This window comes from Phytoamicus setariae (genome assembly GCF_016722925.1).
GTDB classification, from domain to species: domain Bacteria; phylum Pseudomonadota; class Alphaproteobacteria; order Rhizobiales; family Rhizobiaceae; genus Rhizobium_E; species Rhizobium_E setariae.
Genome location: NZ_JAEQNC010000002.1, coordinates 262,014 through 282,468 on the forward strand (window position 1 = coordinate 262,014; position 20,455 = coordinate 282,468).

Consider the following 20,455-nt stretch of genomic DNA (forward strand, 5'->3'; position numbering starts at 1 on the left):
TCAATTGCTCCGCATCGCATCGATCGAGTGGAACCGCTCGGCAAACCGCGCCTGCGCTTCCATGGTCGGCATCGGAGTCATCTCGAGCATGTCGAGGCTGATACCGCGCGGTTGGCCGAAGAATTTTTTCGCCTCGGCTTGAGTGAAGCCGGCAAGTGCCGTCGCCTCGAAATAGGCTGCGTTCTGGTCGGCCTTCTTGATGGCGCCCTTGAGCGTGGCGGTGGGGTGCGCCGGAAGGCCGAAACGCAGGTGGATAGCTGCTTCGAGCCGCGCCTCGACCGCCTTGTAGCCTCCGCCGACCACCGCCTTGAAGGGCGAGATCATGTCGCCGATCACATATTCCGGTGCATCGTGCAGCAGGGTCATCAACAGGGCGTCAGGGCTTGCGTCGGGAGCCTGCGCCCGAAAGATCGTCTCCACGACCAGGCAATGCTGTGCGACGGAAAAGGCGTGCTCGCCATGCGTCTGCCCATTCCAGCGTGCCACGCGCGCCAGCCCATGGGCGATGTCGGAGAGTTCCACATCGAGAGGCGAGGGATCGAGCAGGTCGAGCCGGCGTCCGGAGAGCATTCTCTGCCAGGCGCGAGTATCCTTGGCGGGGTGCAGGCTCATGATGCCGTTTCGTCCGTGTTGGCGGGAAACTCCAGACCTGTCCAGCCGGGCAGAATAGGTGTGGCGGGTTGGCCGCCGGCCGAAATCGTCGCGCCTTCTGCAAGCGCTGACCCAGCCTTGTCTATACGGATGACGGCGAGCCCGTGGGTGCCTTCGACGGAAATCAGCGTGCCGATTTCGCGTTCGCCGGCAAGAATGGCGGAACCGGCTTCAGGAAGCGGCGAATCTGAGGAGATCGTCGCCAGCCGGCGGCGCGCCGTCGAACGATGCTGCATCCGCGAGACGACCTCTTGGCCGATATAGCAGCCCTTCTGGAACGACAATCCGCCGTTCTTGTCCATCAGCAGGTCGTGGGGAAAATAGTCGGTCATCGCGCCGTCTTCGCCGCCGCCGGAAATGCCGTTGACGATGCGAAGCGTGTGGTAGAGGGAAGGAGTTGCGCCATCGGTGCCACTGGCGGATCGGTAGAGCGTCACGCCCGCTTTGGCAAAACGCATGTCCCTGAGGGCGTCATTAGGGGCCGGTTCGTCCCAGCTTGCCGTGACGCTTGTGGTCGCGTCTTTGCGGATTTCGGCCTTTGCCCGCAGGCGGTAGAGCATCAGGCGCTTGATCAGCGCATCGGCATCCTCTGCCCGAGCTTCGAGCACCAGTCCGTCCGCGGTCCGCCCGATCAGAAACTCGAACATGATCTTGCCCTGCGGCGTCAGCAGCGCTCCGGGCCATGCCTCTCCCGAGCCGACCAGGCTGAGGTCAGTGGTGACGATGGCTTGAAGGAAGCTTTCAGCTTCTTCGCCGGAAACGATGACGAGGCTGCGGTTTTCGATCGATACGGCGGTCATGGGGGCGATTCCGGTTGTTTTCCAACAGGTAGTCGCGCCGGGCCGGATCGGCAAGTGGCGGGTCAGTCCCCCGCCACGAAGAATTTCCACTTGCCGTCCGGCGAAATGCCGATGCGGTAGAAATTGTAGCTGCCGAATTCCTTCATGTCGGAGACATCGGAGGCAGTGACGATGCGATAGAGTTCGACCTGTTCCGGCGGCGTCAGCGCATCGAGCGACTTTTCGGCAAAGTAGGGCCAGACATACTGGTCGTTGGCGGTTCCCTTGTCGATATGCGCGGCACTCGTCGACAGGATGTCGAGCAGGATGGCCATGATCTCCCGGCCGTCCGGATCGCCGGACAGGCTCTTGAGCGCGGCAATCGGATCTTCCGGGGCATCGCCGATGGAAATCTGCGTTTGTTCCTCGCCGGTTCCCATGAGAGGCCGCAGGCGTTCGATGTCGCCGGAAGCGGCAGCTTCGACAAGCGCAACACGCAGCTTTTTCACCGGCTCGGGAAGCTTGGAGAGGTCGTGAATGAATTCAGTCGGAATTTCGGGCGCGTCAGCCTTGTCGTCAGGCACGACAGTTTTGTCGTTCTTCTTGTTGATGAGGCCGTCGGGCATGGGAATGCCCTGCTTCTGCTCCTCGAGCAGTTCATCTTCGGAAGCATCGGGGTCCGGCTGGGCATCGGGGCTGTCAGCCTTGTCGTTGACGACAGGCTGGTTTTTCTCCGGCTCAGTCAATGCGTATCCGGCATGCGGGAGTGCTGACAAGGCCAATGTCAGCGACAGTGTGGCGGCAATCGTCGGCAAAGCATGGCGAAGCGAGGAGGGAAGCCTCAAGCCCGTCATTTCTGGCATTCTCCTTACTGGATCGTCCTGTTGGGCGAGAACTCGCCGGCGAGGATACGTTCCCGCAGCGATTCCAGAAGCGCTTCTGCGCCCTGTTCGCCGAGAAGGCGAATCGTTTCCTGCATGGCAAAGCAGATGGCAGCTTCGGCAATGATCTCCGGCTCGATGCCGTCGGCGCGGCCCTCAGCCCAAACCTCTGTCTGGGACTCCCAGGCAGCCTGCATTTTCTCATGGACGATCATGTCGTCGATTTCTTTGAGGCTAGCTTCCATCATCATCATCCCTGCAGTCGGCCAATCATTACCGGTCGGTTAATACCTTTAGCAAGGTTTTCCCAAAACGACACGGGGCGCAATGAAAAGAGGTTAATTTATCGTTAATTTCCAAAGCGGGCGGCAATTTCACTGGCGAGTGTTGCACCTTCGGCACGATATTTCCCCTCAGCCGCGACTGCTTGAGGCGTGCATTTGGTATAGGTTGCAGCAAACGAGCGATAGCCTCTGTTGAACCCGGCTGTCAACGCCGCGGCACGTTTGGGCTCGTTGCGAGTCTCTTCCGCAAGCAGGTCCGTCATCAGCTGCCGCCACTCGGTTTCCCGGCCGTTGCACAGGTTTCGGAGGTAATGCACGGACCCGAGGATCTCTGCCATCCGCAACAGGCGGTCGTCATAAGGGGCGGGCTTTTCCTCGACCGGCGCAGGTGCGGCCGGCTTTTCTTCAGCCTTTTTCTTCTCCGCTGCGCCTGTTTCGGCAGTCGTTTGCAGGAAAAGCGCAGATACGGTCAGGGAAAGCAGCAGGCCGCGCAGAAACATGGGGAAAACCTCGTTGGCGTCAGGCAGATCGGCTGCCGAGCAGTTCTGATTCGATTCGGTCCGCGCATTCCTTGACGCTTTCGGGCGCGTTGAGCGCGCGAATCTCTGCGGGCGTATACCAGCCGGCATCGGCCGCATCGTCGCGAGCCTCGGCGCTCTCGCCTGCATCCGCTTGGACCAGGAAGACACTGAGGTGGAAATGCCGTCCGGGATTTTCCGACGTGAGGTCGTAAAAGGCAAACAGCTGCGGTGAATGGCCGCGAATTCCGGTTTCTTCCTCCAGTTCCCTGATTGCGGTCTGCGCGGGTTCTTCGCCCGTCTCGGCCCTCCCGCCGGGGAAGGCGAACATATCGTAGGAGGGTGGGTTTTTCCTGCGGATCATCAGGATGCGGCCGTCGCGAATCAGAATCGCGGAGGAGGCGGGCTCGATGGTCGTTGTCGTATCCTCCAACGCTGTCATGGTCGCCTGCTGGTTTGAGGTCATATGGACGTTCCGGAACAAATCACTGCAATGAGCTTAATCGATATCTCAACATTGACGGACAGAGGGTGCAATGCCAAATCATTTCCATGTGTGGAAGATTTGCGCTGACGGCAACACCCGAAGAGGTCAAGGAACTTCTCGCCCTGCTGGAGATCGAGGATTTCCCGGCCCGCTACAACATTGCCCCCACCCAGCCAATTCTGGCGATCATTGCCGGGGACGCTACCGAGCCCGGCTCCAATCTGCCGACGCGCAAGGCGCTGTTGATACGATGGGGGCTGACACCCTCCTGGGTCAAGGATCCCCGCGAGTTTCCGCTTCTGATCAATGCGCGGTCCGAAACGGCAATCGGCAAGGCGTCGTTCAAGGTGGCCATGCGCCATCGCAGGATACTGATTCCGGCCTCCGGATTCTATGAATGGCATCGGCCGCCGAAAGAGAGTGGCGAAAAGAGCCAGGCTTACTGGGTCAGACCGAAGGGTGGGGGCCTTGTCGCTTTCGCGGGCCTGATGGAGACCTGGTCATCGGCGGATGGGTCCGAGGTCGACACTGGCGCTATTCTGACGGCGCAGTCGAACGAAAAATTCATGTCGATCCACGACCGGATGCCGGTGGTGATCGCGCCTGAAGATTACGAGCGTTGGTTGGATTGCCGGACGCAGGAGCCCCGGCATGTCACCGACCTGTTGACGCCGCCGGACGAGGATCTGTTCGAGGCGATCCCGGTCTCCGATCTGGTCAACAGGGTTGCCAATGTCGGCCCGGAACTGCAGGTCCGTATTGACGCAATGCCGGTTCCGGCTCCAAAGGCGAAGAAGAAGACTGGTGGCAATGACGATGGTCAGATGAACCTGTTTTGAGGTCAGTTGCACATTCTGCAAAACCAAGCCGGGACCAGCCGGTAGATAGCTCATCGAACGCTCACGCCTCCTTGTCCGCATTGGCGGACCGAAACACCAATTCACCAGGCAGGGCACGGGTGTGGTCGCTGGCGCACCCACCGAAGCTTGATTGGCGGGGTGAAAGTGCGAGCTGGACCGGCCAGGCGACCGGCATGCATCCCCATGATTATTCGAGATTTTGCCTCGACCGGACGCCGGAGCTCGGTGCCTTTTCAAAAGCTTCACTCAATCATTCAACCGATTGGTTGACTTTCTGACTGTGCTCGCCTATATTCAACCATACAGTTGAATAACATGACTTGAAACCGGTCCGTTCTTCACGCCGCGCACTGAATACGACCGTAGACTGCAGTCCTGACTGAGCCCATCCGTTTGACGTCGTGCGCGAGGTTTGCGGGGCAGGCCACACCTCAAACTGAAAACAGGAGATATCCATGACAGAGCACAGCTTCACCACCAACTTTACGGTCGACCAGACGCCGGAGGCCGTTTTCGCTGCCATCAACAATGTTCGCGGATGGTGGTCGGAAGAAATCGATGGCAGCACCGACAAGCTCGGCGAGGTGTTTGATTATCGCTACAAGGACGTCCATTTTTGCAAAGTGAAAGTAACGGAACTGGTCCCCGGCAAGAAGGTCGGCTGGTTCATCGTGGACAACTACTTCAGCTTCACAAAGGACGAAACCGAGTGGAAGGGCACGAGCATCGCTTTCGATATCGCCCAAAAAGGCGACAAGACGGAGGTACGGGTGACGCACCAGGGTCTCGTTCCGGAATACGAGTGTTACGATATCTGTTCAGACGGTTGGACCACTTATATCAACGGCAGCCTGCGGAGCCTGATTGCGACGGGCAAGGGGCGGCCGAATGTCGGTCAGCCGATGAATGAAAGTGAGCGGGCACTCACGCTCTGACTAATCCTGCATTTGGTCGCCGCCTGGCCCGGCCGGGCGGCGCACCTCGAGCAGAGTTGTCCCAACCGCGATGAAAGACCGACTTGTTCGCCTCACGCTCCGCTGTATAGACTATCGCAGCTATTTTGAGGTCGAACGATGTACCAGCCACCGCATTTCCGCGAAGAACGCACGGATGTTCTGCATGCATTGATGCGCGCCCATCCCCTGGCGACCCTGATTGCGACCGGCCCGGATGGCGAGCCTGAGGCGAATGTCATTCCGATGTTGCTCGACGAAGGCCGGGGGGCGATGGGCACCTTGAAGGCGCATGTCGCCCGCGCCAATCCGCAGTGGAAGATTCTGGCCGAGACGGGCAGGGCGCTGGTGATATTTCAGGGGCCGGACGCCTACATCACCCCGTCTTGGTATGTGACCAAGGAGGAAAACCACAAGGTCGTGCCAACATGGAATTATGCGATTGTACAGGTGCGCGGCAACGTCACCGTGCACCAAGACGCTGCGTGGCTTGCGCAGCAGATTCGCGAGTTGACCCAGTCCCAAGAGGGTGGGCGCAAGCAACCGTGGGCGGTCGACGATGCACCGCAGAATTTCATTGACGCCCAGATCCGGGGCATTGTCGGTCTCGAAATCGAGATCACCGCCATCGAGGGCAAATGGAAGGTCAGCCAGAACCGCCCGGCCGCTGATCGAACAGGCGTTGTGCAGGGGCTTGAGGCGGAGGGCAATGTCGCAGCGTCAGATATGGCCGGATTGGTGAAGACGTTCGGCGGCTAAGTGTATCGATGGCTGGCTTGGTGGGCTAAGCGGAACGGACGGTCGACCACTTCACAAATGGATTGATTCGCGGCTAAAAGGCCCGCCACGCTTATTGTCCGGAATACCATGTCCCCCATTCTCAATGCCTCGCTCTCCGGCTTGCTGCTCGGAGCCTCGCTTATCATTGCCATCGGCGCACAAAATGCCTTCATCCTCAGGCAGGGCCTTTTGCGCAAGCATGTCTTTGTGCTTTGTCTGATTTGCGCACTGTCGGATGCGACGCTGATCGCGGTGGGGGTGGCGGGTCTTGGCACGCTGATCGCCCAGGCGCCGGCGCTGATCAATGCAGTGACGATCGGGGGGGCGCTGTTTCTGGCCGCCTATGCGCTCATTGCCTTTAAGCGCGCGCTCCATCCGACAGCAATGAAGGCGGCGGAAATCCGCGATGGCAGCCTGGGTGCGGCGCTGGCGGCATGCCTTGCCTTCACCTTCCTCAATCCGCATGTCTATCTGGATACGGTCGTGCTTCTGGGCGGCCTGTCGGCGGCCTATGAAGGATCGGCGCGCTTTGCGTATGGCGCGGGCGCGGCTGTCGCCTCCTTCGTCTGGTTCTTCGGCCTCGGCTATGGCGCGCGCCTGCTTGAACCGGTATTTGCCAAACCCGCCGCGTGGCGGGTACTCGACGTTCTCATTGGTCTCGTGATGGCATTGCTTGCCATCAGCCTCGTCCAGAGGTTGCTTTGAGCGTCAGGCGGCGGCCTTGCCGGCTGGCTTTTCCTCGATCTTTTCCTCGGCCTTGGCGTCCTTGCCGGCCTGCAGCATCAGCGCGGCGGCCAGCAGGTCGCGCGGGCCAAGCGGTCGGTAGTTCGACAGAAGATCGTTAATGTTTTGTTTACGTTTTTCAATGGGGTTCATCATGTTCCCTAATCCATGTTGTGAAGTCTTGCTTGACTCGCTTATGCCCATTTGATTGGGACAAAAGCATGGCGTGCCGACCAGGCTTCTTTTCATCTTCAACAATAACGTGCGCTTGTGGGAAATCTGTCACGCAGGGAACACGGCCTGAAGAGGGTGGTGACGTCAACTGGCATCACGGTCCGCGCGCAATTTTCGAATCCGCAGCCCCTGCCGATCTTGACCGAAATCGTGGAACGCGCGATAAGAGCGCCATGAAAACGATAATTTGCATTTGCCGGAACATTATTCGCTAGCCCAAAGCTGGCCCGGCCGTTTTCGTCTCCTGACATACCAAGAGCTCAAAACGCCCCGGTCAGCCGGGTTAGGTGTTTTGTCGGTATGCCCCGGGAGAGATCTATGGCCGATGCGCCGCAACTGAAGCTCTATAATACGCTGACGCGCGAAAAGACGCCGTTTTCGCCGATCGATCCGGCCAACGTCCGCATGTATGTCTGCGGCCCCACCGTCTATGATTTCGCCCATATCGGCAATGCCCGACCGGTCATCGTCTTCGATGTGCTCTACCGGCTGCTGCGGCATGTCTATGGCGAAAACCATGTCACCTATATCAGAAACATCACCGACCTCGATGACAAGATCAATGCCCGCGCGCTGCGCGACTATCCCGGCATGGAGCTCAATGCGGCGATCCGGCTGGTGACGGAAAAGACCGAGCAGCAATTCCAGCAGGACGTGAAGGCACTTGGCTGCCTTGAGCCCGACCACCAGCCGCGTGCGACAGAACACATCGCCGGCATGATCAGGATCATCCAGCAGCTCATCGATCGCGGCAATGCCTATGTGGTGACCGGCGGCGACGGCAGGGAAGTGCTGTTTTCCACCGGCTCGATGCCTGATTACGGTCAGCTTTCCAAGCGCAAGCTGGAGGACCAGCAGGCCGGCGCCCGCGTGGCGGTCGAAGCGCACAAGAGGAACCCGGCCGATTTCGTGCTGTGGAAGGAATCTGCGGCCGATCAGCCCGGCTGGCCGGCCGAGTTCACTTTCGAGGGAGCCACAACCGCCATCTTCGGCCGGCCCGGCTGGCATATCGAGTGCTCGGCGATGGCGTCTGCGCATCTCGGAGAGGTCTTCGACATCCATGGCGGCGGTCTGGACCTGATCTTCCCGCATCATGAAAACGAGATTGCCCAGTCGCGCTGCGCCCACGGAACTGATGTGATGGCCAATGTCTGGATGCACAACGGCTTCGTCCAGGTCGAAGGCAGGAAAATGTCGAAGTCCGAAGGCAACTTCGTGACGATTTACGAGCTACTGCACACCGAAAAATTCGGCGGCCGCCAGTGGCCGGGCGACGTGCTACGCCTTGCCATGCTGATGACCCATTACCGCGAACCGATCGATTTCAGCATCAAGCGGCTGGAAGAGGCCGAGCGGCTGTTGGCAAAATGGCCGGCAGGTGATGTCGGCGCGGCACAGCCCCATGAGAGCGTGCTCGTCGCCTTGGCGGACGATCTCAACACTGTCGCGGCTGTTCAGGCTCTGCATGGTCTGGCGCATTCCGATCCGGCGGCCTTTGCCGCAAGTGCTGCGCTGCTCGGAATCGTACCGAAAAAGCAGGAGATTTCAGAGGCGTTGAGCGAAGGCGTTGAATCGATCATTCAACTGCGTCTTGAGATGCTGAAAGCCAAAAACTTCGCCGAAGCAGACAAGATCCGCGACGATCTGCTTGCCAAGGGCATCCAGCTCAAGGACGGCAAGGACCCGGCGACGGGAGAACGCGTGACGACGTGGGAGGTGAAGCGGTGATTGCGCTTTGCCATATCAAGGCATATGCTTCGGCATATGCCAAATAGGAGAGCCGACGATGGGAATGGAACGTCATGTGAAGGTCTTCAGGAATGGCCGTAACCGCGCCGTTCGCATTCCCGTCGAGTTCGAGTTTCCTGGCGACGAGGTGATCATGCGCAAGGAAGGCGATCGAATCATCCTGGAGCCGGTGAAGAAAACCGATCTACTGGAGTGGCTGGCGATGATCGAGCCTTGGGACGAGGACTTTCCTGATCTCGATGAAAGGCAGGCACCACCAGAGGATGTCAACTTATGACGTCCTGCGCTTACATGCTGGATACCAACATAGTCTCCGATCTCCTCAAGAATCCGAGGGGCGGTGTTAGTCGCAAAGTTCGCCATTATGGCATCGAGGCTATTTGTGTCAGCTCGATCGTGGCTTCCGAAATGCGATATGGCGCGTTGAAAAGAGGGTCCGCTCGGCTTGTTGATGCAATCGAGGACGTGCTCAGTCGAATCCAGCTTTTCGACTACGACGATTCCGCAGCTGTCTCCTATGCGGCCATGCGTTGTGGCTTGGAAAGGCGGGGTAGCCCGATCGGCACGACCGACCTGTTTATCGCCGCTCATGCACTCTCGCTGGATCTCACGCTGGTCACCGACAATGTCCGCGAGTTCTCGCGTGTCGAAGGCCTGAAAGTCGAAAACTGGATAGAGAGGGACGGCGTTGATGATAAGTGAACCCATGTCCGGCGGCTGCCAGTGCGGGGCGGTGCGCTTTAGTGCCGGCAAGCTCGGCCGCCCGTCCATCTGTCATTGCCGCATGTGCCAGAAGGCGTTCGGGTCGTTTTTCGGCGCTTTCGTCACCGCAGACCAGGCGCATCTCCATTGGACGCGCGGCGCGCCGAGCTGGTACAAATCCTCCAACAAGGTGCATCGCGGTTTCTGCCAGCGCTGCGGTACACCGCTCGCTTATCGCCATGCCGGCGGCATCGAAATGGCCATCGGCGCGTTCGATCATCCGGAAAAGCTCGAGCCGCAGGTGCAAGTCAACCATGCCCAGCGCCTGCCATGGATCGAACGGCTTTTCGACAAGCCGGTCATCGAGGGCGAGCCCTATCAAACGTTCTTCGATTCCATCGAAAGCTACCAGCATCCCGACCACGATACGGCCAAATGGCCGGAGGAGGAGAAATGATAGCGAACGTCCACACCGGCGGCTGCCAATGCGGGGCGGTGCGGTTCCGCCTTGAGGGCAAGCCGGGCCAAGCGTCGATCTGTCATTGCCGCATGTGCCAGAAGGCGTTCGGCGCTTTCTATGCGCCGCTTGTCTCTGTCGGTGCGGCGAAGTTCGCCTGGACGCGCGGCAGGCCGAAGATGTTTCGTTCCTCCAACTACGTCTTGCGCGGCTTCTGCAAGAACTGCGGCACGCCGCTTTCCTATGAAGCACCCGATGGGATCGGGCTGGCGATCGGCGCTTTCGATGTGCCTGGCCGGCTGCCGCCCGTGGTCCAGTTCGGCATTGAGGCGAAGATACCATTTGTCGATCAGCTGCACGAGCTTGCGGGCCACGACACGATGGACGATCTGGAGAGTGCGCCATTTCTGAGCGATCTTGTGACTTTTCAGCATCCGGACCATGACACGACGGGCTGGGAGCCGAGAGTGGATGCCGAGGCCGAGCATTGGCGGCCGAAGGAGGAAGGCGTATGACGACAGCAACATTTTCAGGCGGCTGCCAGTGTGGCGCGGTGCGCTATCGCGCCGAGCGCATACCGTCGAATGCGCATATCTGCCACTGTCGGATGTGCCAGAAGGCGGCGGGCAACTATTTCATGCCGCTCGGTTCGGTCAACGAGTTGCAGCTGACGATCACCCGGGGGGCGCCGACCTGGTTCAAATCCTCTGAAGTCGTCGAGCGCGGCTTTTGCGCCAAATGCGGCACCCCACTTTTCTACAAGACCATCGGCAGCAAGACGACCGAGATCGTGCTTGGCGCGCTCGACCGGCCGGATCTCGTCAAGCCGGCATGGCAATCCGACATCTACGCCCACATGCCCTGGTTCGACGAGTTGCCCAACCTGCGCGCGCCCGAAAGCGGCGACGCCACCGAGGAGGAGCATAGCCGCTATCAGGCTATCCGCGTCACCAACCACCAGCACCCGGATCACGACACCCAGGCATGGCCACCGGAGAAGACGACATGAGCGCATTCAGGACACTCTACCCCGAAATCGAACCCTTCGAGACCGGCTTTCTCGACACCGGCGACGGCCACAAGGTCTATTGGGAGCGTTCCGGCACCAAGGGCGCCAAGCCAGCCGTCTTCCTGCATGGCGGCCCGGGGGGCGGATTTTCGCCGACGCATCGCCGGCTCTTCGACCCGAAGCTCTACGACGTCATCCTGTTCGATCAGCGCGGCTGCGGAAAATCCACGCCGAACGCCTCGCTGGAGAACAACACCACCTGGCATCTGGTGGCCGATATCGAAAAGCTGCGCCAGATGATCGGCGCGGAAAAATGGCTGGTGTTCGGCGGCTCGTGGGGCTCGACGCTGGCGCTCGCTTATGCCGAAACCTATCCGGGGCATGTTAGCGAACTCGTCGTGCGCGGCATCTATACGCTCACCAAGGCGGAGCTCGACTGGTACTATCAATTCGGCGTGTCGGAAATGTTTCCCGACAAATGGGAGCGTTTCGTCGAGCCGATCCCGGCGGATGAGCGCCATGAGATGATGGCCGCCTATCGTCGGCGGCTGACCGGCACGGATCGGGCCGAACAGATCAAGGCGGCGCGTGCCTGGAGCCTTTGGGAGGGCGAGACGATTACACTGCTGCCGGAACCCGAGACATCGGACAAATTCGGGGAAGACGATTTCGCACTGGCCTTTGCCCGCATCGAGAACCATTTCTTCGTCCATGCCGGCTGGCTGGACGAAGGCCAATTGCTGCGCGACGCCGGCAAGCTGGCCGATATCCCCGGCACGATCGTCCATGGCCGCTATGACATGCCGTGCCCTGCGAAATATGCGTGGCTGCTGCACAAGGCGTGGCCGAAAGCTGATTTCAGGCTGATCGAGGGTGCGGGGCATGCCTATTCGGAACCGGGAATTCTCGATGCGCTGATAGCGGCGACCGACAAGTATGCCGGGAAGGCCAGGTAGCCCCTCATCCGGCTGCCGCCACCTTCTCCCCGTTCGCGGGGAGAGGGTCAGGGGGAGGGGCAGACATGGAATGCAGTTTCGAACTTGAAAGAAATGACGATGACACGCGAACGCATCTATCTCTTCGACACGACTTTGCGCGACGGGCAGCAGACGCCCGGTATCGATTTTTCGGTCGAGGACAAGATCGCCATTGCCAACATGCTGGATGCGTTCGGCATCGACTATGTCGAGGGCGGCTATCCCGGCGCCAACCCCACCGACACCGCATTCTTCGAGAAGAAGCGCACGACCCGCTCGCACTTCGTTGCCTTCGGCATGACCAAGCGGGCGGGCGTGTCCACCTCAAATGATCCCGGGCTGGCGATCCTGCTGCAATCGAAGTCTGACGCCGTCTGTCTGGTGGCCAAGAGCTGGGACTATCATGTGAAAGTCGCGCTTGGCTGCACCAACGAGGAAAACCTCGAGTCCATCGACCAGTCGGTGAAGGCCGTCTCTGCCACCGGCAAGGAAGCGATGATCGACTGCGAACATTTCTTCGACGGCTTCAAAAACAATCGCGGCTACGCGCTGGCCTGCGCCAGGACCGCCTATGAAGCTGGAGCGCGCTGGATCGTGCTCTGCGACACCAACGGCGGCACCCAACCCTCGGAAGTGCGCGAGATCGTCGCTGCCGTGATCGCTTCGGGCGTTCCGGGAAGCCACCTCGGCATTCATGCCCACAACGACACCGGACAGGCGGTCGCCAATTCTCTCGCCGCCGTCGAAGCGGGTGTGCGGCAGGTGCAGGGCACGCTCAACGGCATCGGCGAGCGCTGCGGCAACGCCAACCTCGTGACGATCATCCCGACACTGGTGCTGAAGCCGGCCTTCAACGAGCGTTTTGAGACCAGCATCGATGCGGAAAAGCTGCAGGAACTGACGAGCCTCAGCCATGCCTTCGACGAGATGCTCAACCGCTCGCCGGATCATCAGATGCCCTATGTCGGTGCATCGGCGTTTGCGACCAAGGCGGGCATCCATGCCTCCGCCTTGCTTAAGGACCCGCGCACCTATGAACATGTGCCGCCCGAAACGGTGGGCAACCTGCGCAAGGTCATGGTGTCGGATCAGGGCGGCAAGTCCAACTTCATCAACGCGCTCAAGCGCCGCGGGATCGTCGTCTCAAAGGACGATCCGAAGCTCGACCAACTGATCGGTGTCGTCAAGGATCGCGAGGCGTCCGGCTATGCCTACGAGGGAGCGGATGCGAGCTTCGAGATGCTGGCACGCCGCATTCTCGGTTCGGTGCCGGAATTCTTCCTGGTCGAGGGCTATCGGGCGATGGTCGAGCGCCGTTTCGACGCCAACGGCAACCTGAAAACCGTGTCCGAAGCGGTGGTCAAGGTCAAGATCGACGGCGAACAGATCATGTCGGTCGCCGAAAGTGTCCATGGCCCTGTCAACGCGCTCGACATCGCGCTCCGCAAGGATCTCGGCAAATACCAGGCGGAAATCGCCGATCTCGAGCTCGCCGACTTCAAGGTGCGCATCCTCAACGGCAGCACCGCGGCTGTGACCCGCGTCCTGATCGAATCCACCGACGCGACCGGCGCCCGTTGGTGGACCGTCGGCGTATCCGACAACGTCATAGACGCATCGTTCCAGGCGCTGATGGATTCGATCATCTACAAGCTGATGAAGAATCGGGATCAGGCCGGCCAGATCGCTGCGGAGTGAGGTGGACGTGGTGTTAACAGGCGGTTACAAAGTGTCCTACGATCCCATGCCGGCATTGCGCAGACTTGAAACAGGCGACGTCGATGCGGCTTGGAAGGAACTCTGGAATAATCTCCACCATCAGGGAGACGTCGGCACGGCATCCTACGCCGCAGTTCCGGAGATCGTTCGGATTGCGGTCGAACTCGATTTTCGAGATTGGAATGCCTATGCGCTTGTGGCCACAATAGACGAGTGCCGCCTTGACGACGGAAATCCAGAACTTTCTCCATCGGCAGGAATGCCATATTTTGCGGCTCTGACCAAACTTGCTGAGAAGGGGGCTTCAGAAATTCTTGCCTCGGACGATGCTTTGCTAACCAGGAGTATCCTTGCGGTCCTTGCTTTCGCAAAAGGTGCTTCGCACGTTGGTTCGTTCGCGTTGCTGGCAACGGATGAGCAAGAGGAACTGCTCGCGATTTGAAGACACGGCGGGCGAATTGCAATCCTCCGCCTTTCCCTGCTAGCATCCATGCGTTGCAGGATACGCTGCGTGACCGATGAAATTCCGGATATGAAAGGCAATGCATGTCGAAGGCCGATCTCAACCCCAAAGTCGATGCATTCCTCGAGACGGCCAAAAGCTGGCGCGGGGAATTCGAGAAGCTGAGAAAGATCGCGTTCGACTGCGGGCTGACCGAGGAGCTGAAATGGGGCCAGCCGTGCTACAGCCTTGAAGGCACCAATGTCGTGCTGATCCACGGCTTCAAGGACTACTGCGCCTACCTCTTCTTCAAAGGCGCCCTGATGAAGGATCCGGGTGGCATTCTGGTCCAGCAGACGGACAATGTGCAGGCGGCGCGACAGATCCGGTTCACAAGCCTCGAGCAGATCGCTTCGATGGATAATGTCTTGAAGGACTATATCCATAACGCCATCGAGGTGGAAAAGGCCGGTCTTAAGGTGGAGCTCAAGAAAACGTCGGAGTTTTCGATGCCGGAGGAATTCCAAAGCAAGCTCGTAGAGTTGCCGGACCTGAAGAAGGCTTTCGAGGCGCTGACCCCGGGGCGGCAGAGAGCCTACCTCCTGCATTTTTCCTCGGCAAAGCAATCGAAGACGCGGGAAACCAGGATCGAGAAATGCGTGCCGCAAATTCTGTCAGGCAAGGGACTGGACGATTAGAAAGCTCTGTCGCCCCCGTCTCCTTAGCGCAATATGCGGACATGGCGACCAGCATGTATTCGAGTTAGTATCGCAGCTGCCGAAGTCCTGTAGGCCCTATTCTGAAGACGTCCTATGCCCACTGAACGAACGGCGAATATTATGAAAATAGATAGCGGTCGGGTAACCGATCCGGAAACGCTTTCGCCGCGGGAGGTCGCGGACGTATGCGATAAGGACGGACAATTGGTTGTTCAGTTCAGCAAATCCGAAGCTTACACACCTGCGCTTCTGGAAACTCTGAATGAAGCTTGCCGACTGGTGGGGGAGCGCCTTCAAGTCAGGTTTTACGGACACTACGGCGCACGGTTCGATGCCGCGTTCCTGCGCTTTCTGCCTGAAACTCGGAACCTCGCGGTCGATTGCCTTTCCTGGATCGACAACGAAGACGAAATTGGCCGACTTCCAAAGTTGAAGTATCTGAGCTTCGGGGTATTCGAGCTGGATCGCCCCGACTTCCTCACCACGATCGACCTTGGCCACCTGGAGCGGCTTTTCCTCAGCGAAAACCGCAAGCGAAACTTTGACCTGTCATCCCTGGCCCGATGCAAGTCGCTGGACCAACTTTTCATTAATGGCCACTCCAAAGGCATCCACGCCATAGAAGGCCTGCCTCGGCTGCGATGGCTGACGCTCAGTGCTTTTGCCAAGAAACAACGATTGGATTTCATAGACGCCATTTTGCCCCTGAAAGAATTGACGCTGATCCTGGGAGGGCGCGACGACATCGACGATCTGTCGAGCAAGAGTGTCGAGATTTTGAAAATCGTGCGCGTCCGAGGCCTAGCCACGATGGGCGATCTGTCTCGTTTTCCAGCGCTCTCAACCTTGCATATCGAGGACCAGCTAAGACTTACAGAGTTGGGCCTGAACAGAGCGAACTTGGAGCGGCTGTGGCTGATCAACTGCAAGAACTTGGCGGCATTGCCAGGGCTGGATGCACAGAATCAGCTTCGGGAGTTTCGCGCTTCGCGTGTAGCCCTCGATCTGGACGCTTTACGTGATCGGAACTGGCCCTCGACGACACAGTCTGTCGCCCTGTATTCGGGGAGCAATAAATGGAACGACGAAGCGAGGGATATTCTTGCCAAACGAAATTTGGCTGGGGAGATCGATCAATGGGTATGATCCGCCACACAATCTGCCTCCCATGGCCGCCCGGCCAGCCCGCATATAATGGAGCGGCAGGGCCGCTCCATGAATCGTGGCGATGACGCTGTAGATTGAACCCGAGGTCACGCCACCGGTGGGTTCAGCCGGGCAAACCCCTCTTGTCGATAGTACGGGAAATGCGGGTAGGGTGCCGTTGTCGCGCTCGCCTTGTCCAGCCGCTTGATCTGCTCTGTCGTCAGGCTCCAGCCGATCGCGCCGAGGTTCTGGCGGAGTTGTTCCTCGTTGCGGGCGCCGACGATCACCGAGGAGACGGTCGGTCGCGTGGTCAGCCAGTTGAGCGCAATCTGTGGCACCGATTTTCCGGTTTCGGCGGCGATTTCATCAAGCACGTCCACGATGCCGAAGAGCTTTTCGTCATCGACAGGTGGGCCGAAGGCGGCGGTGTCGTGAAGCCGGCTCTTGTCTGGCATCGGTTGGCCACGGCGGATCTTTCCTGTCAGGCGGCCCCACCCGAGCGGACTCCAGACGAGCGCGCCGAGACCCTGGTCTAGACCGAGCGGCATCAGGTCCCATTCGTAATCGCGGCCAGCCAGCGAGTAATAGACCTGATTGGCGACATAGCGGGGGTAACCGTGGCTGTCGGCGGCGGCAAGTGATTTCATGATCTGCCAGCCGGCGAAGTTCGAAACGCCGATATAGCGGATCTTGCCGGTGCGGACGAGCTGATCGAGTGTCGAAAGCACTTCCTCGACAGGCGTTGCCGCGTCGAAGGCATGCAGTTGCAACAGGTCGATATAGTCGGTGCCGAGCCGTTTCAGGGCATCTTCGGTGGCCTTGATCAGGCGCGAACGGGAGGAGCCATAGTCGTTGGGCCCATCGCCCATCGGCAGCGACGTCTTGGTTGAGATCAACACCTGCTCGCGGCGTCCCTTGATCGCTTCACCAAGCACCTCTTCGGAAGCGCCATTTGAATAGACATCCGCCGTATCAAAGAGATTGACGCCGGCTTCGAGGCAGATGTCGATGAGGCGGCGGGCCTCCTGAACATCGGTGTTGCCCCAGTGGCCGAACAGCGGACCGGAGCCGCCGAATGTGCCGGCGCCGAAGCTGAGGACAGGAACCTTGAGGCCGGATTTTCCGAGTTGACGATATTCCATGGGATTTTCCTTTCTTGGGAGGGGAGATCAGGCCGTGACCGTGCGGGCTGCCCGGCTGCTATCCAGGCGGAGGGCAATTGCGGTGAGCCCCAGCGCAATGAGCGGGAAGATCATGGCGATGACAGGCGTGTAGGCAAGGCCCGGGCCGTGATCGATGGTGATGCCGCCGACCCACGCGCCGATGGCGTTGCCGAGATTGAAGGCGGCGATGTTGAGGCTCGAGGCCAGGCTTTGGCCAGCGCCTTCCGCCTTCTGCAGCACCCAGACCTGCAGCGGTGCGACCGTGGCAAAGGCGGTGGCGCCCAGCAGGCCGACAAAGACGATCGCGGCGATCTTGTCGTGCAGCGCAAAGGTCATCAGGCCGAGCGTGATCGTCAGGGCGGTCAGCGTACCGACGGCGGCGGCGGTCAGGTTGCGGTCGGCAAGCTTGCCGCCGACGAGATTTCCGAGCACCAGCCCGCCGCCGAACACCAGCAGGATCGGCGAGACGCTAGCATCGGAAAGGCCGGTGATTTCGGTCAGAACGGGTGCGATGTAGGTGAAGACGGCAAACACGCCGGCGTAGCCGAGCACGGTCATGGCAAGGCCGAGCACAACGGGCAGGCGAGCCATGGCCTTGAGATCGGCCCTCCAGTCGGAGGCCTCGGGCGCTGTCTTGTCCTTCGGCACCAGGGCGGCGATGACGGCGAAGGCAACGAGGCCGATCACGGTTACCGCCCAGAAGGTCGTGCGCCAGCCGAATTGCTGGCCGAGCCAGGTGCCGGCGGGCACGCCGAGGATATTGGCAACAGTCAGTCCGGTAAACATCACCGCGATTGCCGAGGCCTTCTTGTCGGGGGCGACGAGGCCGGTGGCGACGACCGAGCCGACACCGAAGAACGTGCCGTGGGCAAGTGCGGTTAGCAGGCGGGCGGCCATCAGCAATTCATAGGTCGGGGCCAGCGCGCAAGCGAGGTTGCCTGCCGTGAAGATCGCCATCAGACCGAGAAGCGTGGTCTTGCGCGGCCAGCGGTTGGTGATCGAAGTCAAGACCGGTGCACCGACAACGACGCCGAGCGCATAGCCCGAGATCAGCAGTCCGGCGGCGGCGATGGAGACATGAAGGTCCTGGCCGACATCGATGAGCAATCCCATGATGACGAATTCGGTGACGCCTATGCCAAAGGCACCGGCGGTGAGGGCATAAAGAGCGAGAGGCATGTCGGTTCTCTTGGAAACGGTTCTGATGCCGCTGAGATAGACAGTCTGGCGCCTGTGAACTAGAATGCCGGAAGTAAAAGGATTTGTGAGTTCAATTCACACCATGGCACGCATCGACATCAACCGGTCCGGCGAGATGGAGGTCTTCGTCCGGGTCATCGAGCGGGGCGGATTTTCCGCAGCGGCCCGCGAGTTCCGCATGACGCCGTCGGCGGTCAGCAAGCTGGTCGGGCGACTGGAGACGCGACTGGGCACGCGGCTTATCAATCGCACCACGCGCAAACTGCTGCTGACGCCGGAAGGCGCGGTCTTTCATCAGAAGGCCTTGCGCATCCTGGCCGATATCGAGGAGGCCGAACGTAGCGCTGCGTCGGCCGAGCAGCCGGTGGGGCGCATCCGCATCAACACCAGCGCTTCCTACGGCACCCACGTGCTGGCGCCGATCCTGGCGGAATTCCTGGCGCGCTATCCCGGTATATCGGTCGATCTCATCCAGACCGACAAGGTTGTCGACCTGTTGGCCGAGCGCGCCGATATCGCCATTCGCGCCGGCGAGCTTGCCAGTTCCACACTGGTGGCTCGCAAGCTGGGCGAAACGCGACTGATGACCGTGGCTTCACCTGCCTATCTCGCCCGCATGGGGCATCCCCGCACGATTGCCGACGTCAACCGGCTCAACAGGCTGGGTTTCTGTTATGTCAGGGCGTCCGAGGGCTGGCGGATGATGGAGGACGGCGCAACCGAGACGATTTCCGCCAAGTCGAAAGTGCAGGCCAGCGACGGCGAGGCGTTGCGCTACATGGCGATAGGAGGCGTCGGCATGGCCCGGTTGGCTGGATTCAGTGTGCGCGCCGACATTGAGGCCGGGCGGTTGGTGGAAATCCTGCCGGATCGCATCATGTCCGAGATGGAGGCATTCCATGCCGTTTATGTCGGCCAGGGTGGCCAGCTGCCGGCGCGGATGCGCGTGATGCTCGATTATCTCGCCGAGTTCGGCAGGGTTTCGTGATATTTGCGCAGGGGTCACTTTCGTTCCATTGATCAACCCATTCTGGGAATGAATTGGTCTGTGCCCGCCTGTTAAAATACACCGCTGAAAAAGCGGAAGGATTGAACGATGGCTGCGTCGGATTCAGCGGGAAAGCCCGCAAACACGAATGAAGATACGCTGCCCGGCTTTCTCTTTGCCCTGACGGCCTATCTGCTCTGGGGCGTGCTGCCGCTTTATCTGCATGAAGTTGGGCATATTCCCGCAGCCGAAGTCGTGGCGCACCGGATCATCTGGTCGCTGCCGATCGCCGGCTTGGTGCTCGTGGCCATCGGGCGCACCGCGGATGTCCGCAAGGCAATCATGAACCCGGCGATGTTGGGTATGGCCTGCATCACGGCGGCGTTCGTAACCGTCAACTGGTCGATCTATGTTTATGCTATCGGCTCCGGCCACGCCCTGGAAGGCGCGCTCGGCTACTACATCAATCCGCTGATTTCCGTGGTCATCGGCGCGTTGCTGCTCGGCGAGCGGCTCCGGGGACCGCAGATGATCGCCATTGGACTGGCCGCGATCGCTGTGGCGATCCTTGCCTATGATGCGGGCGGGTTGCCGTGGATCTCCCTTGGCCTCGCCTTCAGTTGGGGCTTCTATGCCTATTTCCGCAAGACGCTGCCGATCGGCCCCAATCAGGGATTCTTCCTGGAAGTGTTGATCCTGACGATCCCGGCGCTTGCCTATATCATCTATGCGGAATCCACCGGCAGCGGTCATTTCCTCACCGGGCTGTCCAACAACGATACCTGGCTGTTGCTATTCTCGGGCGTTGCGACCGCGGTGCCGCTGATGATCTACGCCAATGGTGCCAAAAGGCTGAAGCTCTCGACCATCGGCATCATGCAATACATCGCCCCGACCATGGTCTTCGTCATTGCGGTCTTCGTGTTCGATGAACCGTTCGGCAACACCAAGCTGGTGGCGTTTTGCCTGATCTGGGCCGCACTGGCCGTCTATTCGCTGCCGATGCTGTTTCGCAGGCCCGCCAAAGCCTGAAC

Annotated in this window: 26 protein-coding genes; 17 read left to right on the top strand and 9 right to left on the bottom strand. The window is 59.9% G+C overall.

Annotated features, from left to right (window positions below):
* From JJB09_RS03925 to JJB09_RS03950, 6 genes are all read right to left on the bottom strand, one after another.
* Entirely contained in the window at window positions 1–612 is a 612-nt protein-coding gene (locus JJB09_RS03925) for a YfbR-like 5'-deoxynucleotidase (RefSeq protein ID WP_201653415.1), read from the bottom strand.
* Window positions 609–1,451, bottom strand: a complete 843-nt coding sequence (ygfZ, locus tag JJB09_RS03930; protein ID WP_201653418.1) for a CAF17-like 4Fe-4S cluster assembly/insertion protein YgfZ — start codon at window positions 1,449–1,451, stop codon at window positions 609–611. Before ygfZ ends, JJB09_RS03925 begins: the two co-directional genes overlap by 4 nt.
* Window positions 1,452–1,513: 62 nt before the next feature.
* Window positions 1,514–2,284, bottom strand: coding sequence for a hypothetical protein (locus JJB09_RS03935; RefSeq protein WP_201653421.1), 771 nt, complete (start codon window positions 2,282–2,284; stop codon window positions 1,514–1,516).
* Window positions 2,285–2,298: 14 nt separating this feature from the next.
* The gene (locus tag JJB09_RS03940) at window positions 2,299–2,556 is read right to left on the bottom strand and encodes a hypothetical protein (RefSeq protein ID WP_201653424.1); all 258 of its coding nucleotides are present in this window, start codon (window positions 2,554–2,556) and stop codon (window positions 2,299–2,301) included.
* Between the two features lie 104 nt (window positions 2,557–2,660).
* Window positions 2,661–3,095, bottom strand: a complete 435-nt coding sequence (locus tag JJB09_RS03945; protein ID WP_201653427.1) for a TIGR02301 family protein — start codon at window positions 3,093–3,095, stop codon at window positions 2,661–2,663.
* 19 nt (window positions 3,096–3,114) lie between these two features.
* A complete protein-coding gene (locus JJB09_RS03950) occupies window positions 3,115–3,579 on the bottom strand; it encodes an NUDIX hydrolase (RefSeq protein ID WP_246748569.1) in 465 nt (154 codons plus the stop codon).
* Window positions 3,580–3,665: 86 nt separating this feature from the next.
* On the opposite strand from JJB09_RS03950, the gene JJB09_RS03955 reads away from it, so the two are divergent.
* The 4 genes from JJB09_RS03955 to JJB09_RS03970 all read left to right on the top strand — a co-directional run bounded on the left by JJB09_RS03955 (window position 3,666) and on the right by JJB09_RS03970 (window position 6,898).
* Complete coding sequence (locus JJB09_RS03955) at window positions 3,666–4,439, top strand: SOS response-associated peptidase (RefSeq protein WP_201653430.1); 774 nt, start codon at window positions 3,666–3,668, stop codon at window positions 4,437–4,439.
* Between the two features lie 476 nt (window positions 4,440–4,915).
* Window positions 4,916–5,395: an SRPBCC family protein gene (locus tag JJB09_RS03960; RefSeq protein ID WP_201653433.1), complete on the top strand. Its 480-nt coding sequence runs from the start codon at window positions 4,916–4,918 to the stop codon at window positions 5,393–5,395.
* Between the two features lie 138 nt (window positions 5,396–5,533).
* The gene (locus JJB09_RS03965; RefSeq protein WP_201653436.1) at window positions 5,534–6,172 is read left to right on the top strand and encodes an FMN-binding negative transcriptional regulator; all 639 of its coding nucleotides are present in this window, start codon (window positions 5,534–5,536) and stop codon (window positions 6,170–6,172) included.
* 117 nt (window positions 6,173–6,289) lie between these two features.
* Window positions 6,290–6,898, top strand: a complete 609-nt coding sequence (locus tag JJB09_RS03970) for a LysE family transporter (protein ID WP_201654165.1) — start codon at window positions 6,290–6,292, stop codon at window positions 6,896–6,898.
* A gap of 3 nt (window positions 6,899–6,901) precedes the next feature.
* On the opposite strand, the gene JJB09_RS03975 is transcribed toward JJB09_RS03970, so the two are convergent.
* Window positions 6,902–7,072: a hypothetical protein gene (locus tag JJB09_RS03975; protein WP_201653439.1), complete on the bottom strand. Its 171-nt coding sequence runs from the start codon at window positions 7,070–7,072 to the stop codon at window positions 6,902–6,904.
* Window positions 7,073–7,468: 396 nt separating this feature from the next.
* Here JJB09_RS03975 and cysS point away from each other — a divergent pair, with 396 nt between their 5' ends.
* From cysS to JJB09_RS04030, 11 genes are all read left to right on the top strand, one after another.
* Window positions 7,469–8,878, top strand: coding sequence for a cysteine--tRNA ligase (gene cysS, locus JJB09_RS03980; protein ID WP_201653442.1), 1,410 nt, complete (start codon window positions 7,469–7,471; stop codon window positions 8,876–8,878).
* 58 nt (window positions 8,879–8,936) lie between these two features.
* Entirely contained in the window at window positions 8,937–9,176 is a 240-nt protein-coding gene (locus tag JJB09_RS03985) for an antitoxin (RefSeq protein WP_201653445.1), read from the top strand.
* Complete coding sequence (locus JJB09_RS03990) at window positions 9,173–9,601, top strand: type II toxin-antitoxin system VapC family toxin (RefSeq protein WP_201653448.1); 429 nt, start codon at window positions 9,173–9,175, stop codon at window positions 9,599–9,601. Before JJB09_RS03985 ends, JJB09_RS03990 begins: the two co-directional genes overlap by 4 nt.
* Window positions 9,591–10,058 (top strand): GFA family protein, encoded by a 468-nt coding sequence (locus tag JJB09_RS03995; RefSeq protein WP_201653451.1) that lies wholly within the window; start codon window positions 9,591–9,593, stop codon window positions 10,056–10,058. The genes JJB09_RS03990 and JJB09_RS03995 overlap by 11 nt, the downstream gene beginning before the upstream one ends.
* Window positions 10,055–10,573 (top strand): GFA family protein, encoded by a 519-nt coding sequence (locus JJB09_RS04000; RefSeq protein ID WP_201653454.1) that lies wholly within the window; start codon window positions 10,055–10,057, stop codon window positions 10,571–10,573. Before JJB09_RS03995 ends, JJB09_RS04000 begins: the two co-directional genes overlap by 4 nt.
* Window positions 10,570–11,067: a GFA family protein gene (locus tag JJB09_RS04005; protein ID WP_201653457.1), complete on the top strand. Its 498-nt coding sequence runs from the start codon at window positions 10,570–10,572 to the stop codon at window positions 11,065–11,067. Before JJB09_RS04000 ends, JJB09_RS04005 begins: the two co-directional genes overlap by 4 nt.
* Window positions 11,064–12,023: a prolyl aminopeptidase gene (gene pip, locus JJB09_RS04010; RefSeq protein ID WP_201653460.1), complete on the top strand. Its 960-nt coding sequence runs from the start codon at window positions 11,064–11,066 to the stop codon at window positions 12,021–12,023. Before JJB09_RS04005 ends, pip begins: the two co-directional genes overlap by 4 nt.
* Before the next feature lie 99 nt (window positions 12,024–12,122).
* Complete coding sequence (gene cimA / locus JJB09_RS04015; protein ID WP_201653463.1) at window positions 12,123–13,742, top strand: citramalate synthase; 1,620 nt, start codon at window positions 12,123–12,125, stop codon at window positions 13,740–13,742.
* A gap of 31 nt (window positions 13,743–13,773) precedes the next feature.
* Window positions 13,774–14,205, top strand: coding sequence for a hypothetical protein (locus JJB09_RS04020; protein ID WP_201654230.1), 432 nt, complete (start codon window positions 13,774–13,776; stop codon window positions 14,203–14,205).
* 104 nt (window positions 14,206–14,309) lie between these two features.
* Window positions 14,310–14,903 carry a YdeI/OmpD-associated family protein gene (locus JJB09_RS04025; protein WP_201653466.1) on the top strand — a complete coding sequence of 198 codons (594 nt, stop codon included), beginning with the start codon at window positions 14,310–14,312 and terminating at the stop codon, window positions 14,901–14,903.
* A gap of 141 nt (window positions 14,904–15,044) precedes the next feature.
* Window positions 15,045–16,070, top strand: a complete 1,026-nt coding sequence (locus JJB09_RS04030; protein ID WP_201653469.1) for a leucine-rich repeat domain-containing protein — start codon at window positions 15,045–15,047, stop codon at window positions 16,068–16,070.
* Window positions 16,071–16,177: 107 nt separating this feature from the next.
* On the opposite strand, the gene JJB09_RS04035 is transcribed toward JJB09_RS04030, so the two are convergent.
* A complete protein-coding gene (locus tag JJB09_RS04035; RefSeq protein ID WP_201653472.1) occupies window positions 16,178–17,212 on the bottom strand; it encodes an aldo/keto reductase in 1,035 nt (344 codons plus the stop codon).
* A 27-nt stretch (window positions 17,213–17,239) separates the two neighbouring features.
* Window positions 17,240–18,412: an MFS transporter gene (locus tag JJB09_RS04040; RefSeq protein WP_201653475.1), complete on the bottom strand. Its 1,173-nt coding sequence runs from the start codon at window positions 18,410–18,412 to the stop codon at window positions 17,240–17,242.
* A gap of 103 nt (window positions 18,413–18,515) precedes the next feature.
* Here JJB09_RS04040 and JJB09_RS04045 point away from each other — a divergent pair, with 103 nt between their 5' ends.
* On the top strand, window positions 18,516–19,421 hold the full coding sequence (locus JJB09_RS04045; protein WP_201654168.1) for a LysR family transcriptional regulator: 906 nt from the start codon (window positions 18,516–18,518) through the stop codon (window positions 19,419–19,421).
* Window positions 19,422–19,529: 108 nt separating this feature from the next.
* Complete coding sequence (rarD, locus tag JJB09_RS04050; RefSeq protein ID WP_201653478.1) at window positions 19,530–20,453, top strand: EamA family transporter RarD; 924 nt, start codon at window positions 19,530–19,532, stop codon at window positions 20,451–20,453.
* Window positions 20,454–20,455 lie beyond the last annotated feature (2 nt).

Coding starts and splice junctions, on each gene's coding strand:
- JJB09_RS04030 (WP_201653469.1), top strand. CDS start 15,045: ATGAAAATAGATAGCGGTCGGGTAACCGATCCGGAAACGCTTTCGCCG.
- JJB09_RS03935 (WP_201653421.1), bottom strand. CDS start 2,284: ATGACGGGCTTGAGGCTTCCCTCCTCGCTTCGCCATGCTTTGCCGACG.
- JJB09_RS03945 (WP_201653427.1), bottom strand. CDS start 3,095: ATGTTTCTGCGCGGCCTGCTGCTTTCCCTGACCGTATCTGCGCTTTTC.
- JJB09_RS03950 (WP_246748569.1), bottom strand. CDS start 3,579: ATGACCTCAAACCAGCAGGCGACCATGACAGCGTTGGAGGATACGACA.
- rarD (WP_201653478.1), top strand. CDS start 19,530: ATGGCTGCGTCGGATTCAGCGGGAAAGCCCGCAAACACGAATGAAGAT.
- JJB09_RS03960 (WP_201653433.1), top strand. CDS start 4,916: ATGACAGAGCACAGCTTCACCACCAACTTTACGGTCGACCAGACGCCG.
- ygfZ (WP_201653418.1), bottom strand. CDS start 1,451: ATGACCGCCGTATCGATCGAAAACCGCAGCCTCGTCATCGTTTCCGGC.
- JJB09_RS03965 (WP_201653436.1), top strand. CDS start 5,534: ATGTACCAGCCACCGCATTTCCGCGAAGAACGCACGGATGTTCTGCAT.
- JJB09_RS04045 (WP_201654168.1), top strand. CDS start 18,516: ATGGCACGCATCGACATCAACCGGTCCGGCGAGATGGAGGTCTTCGTC.
- pip (WP_201653460.1), top strand. CDS start 11,064: ATGAGCGCATTCAGGACACTCTACCCCGAAATCGAACCCTTCGAGACC.
- JJB09_RS03940 (WP_201653424.1), bottom strand. CDS start 2,556: ATGGAAGCTAGCCTCAAAGAAATCGACGACATGATCGTCCATGAGAAA.
- JJB09_RS03985 (WP_201653445.1), top strand. CDS start 8,937: ATGGGAATGGAACGTCATGTGAAGGTCTTCAGGAATGGCCGTAACCGC.
- JJB09_RS03975 (WP_201653439.1), bottom strand. CDS start 7,072: ATGATGAACCCCATTGAAAAACGTAAACAAAACATTAACGATCTTCTG.
- cimA (WP_201653463.1), top strand. CDS start 12,123: ATGACACGCGAACGCATCTATCTCTTCGACACGACTTTGCGCGACGGG.
- JJB09_RS03990 (WP_201653448.1), top strand. CDS start 9,173: ATGACGTCCTGCGCTTACATGCTGGATACCAACATAGTCTCCGATCTC.
- JJB09_RS04040 (WP_201653475.1), bottom strand. CDS start 18,412: ATGCCTCTCGCTCTTTATGCCCTCACCGCCGGTGCCTTTGGCATAGGC.
- JJB09_RS04005 (WP_201653457.1), top strand. CDS start 10,570: ATGACGACAGCAACATTTTCAGGCGGCTGCCAGTGTGGCGCGGTGCGC.
- cysS (WP_201653442.1), top strand. CDS start 7,469: ATGGCCGATGCGCCGCAACTGAAGCTCTATAATACGCTGACGCGCGAA.
- JJB09_RS04025 (WP_201653466.1), top strand. CDS start 14,310: ATGTCGAAGGCCGATCTCAACCCCAAAGTCGATGCATTCCTCGAGACG.
- JJB09_RS03925 (WP_201653415.1), bottom strand. CDS start 612: ATGAGCCTGCACCCCGCCAAGGATACTCGCGCCTGGCAGAGAATGCTC.
- JJB09_RS04000 (WP_201653454.1), top strand. CDS start 10,055: ATGATAGCGAACGTCCACACCGGCGGCTGCCAATGCGGGGCGGTGCGG.
- JJB09_RS03995 (WP_201653451.1), top strand. CDS start 9,591: ATGATAAGTGAACCCATGTCCGGCGGCTGCCAGTGCGGGGCGGTGCGC.
- JJB09_RS03955 (WP_201653430.1), top strand. CDS start 3,666: ATGTGTGGAAGATTTGCGCTGACGGCAACACCCGAAGAGGTCAAGGAA.
- JJB09_RS04035 (WP_201653472.1), bottom strand. CDS start 17,212: ATGGAATATCGTCAACTCGGAAAATCCGGCCTCAAGGTTCCTGTCCTC.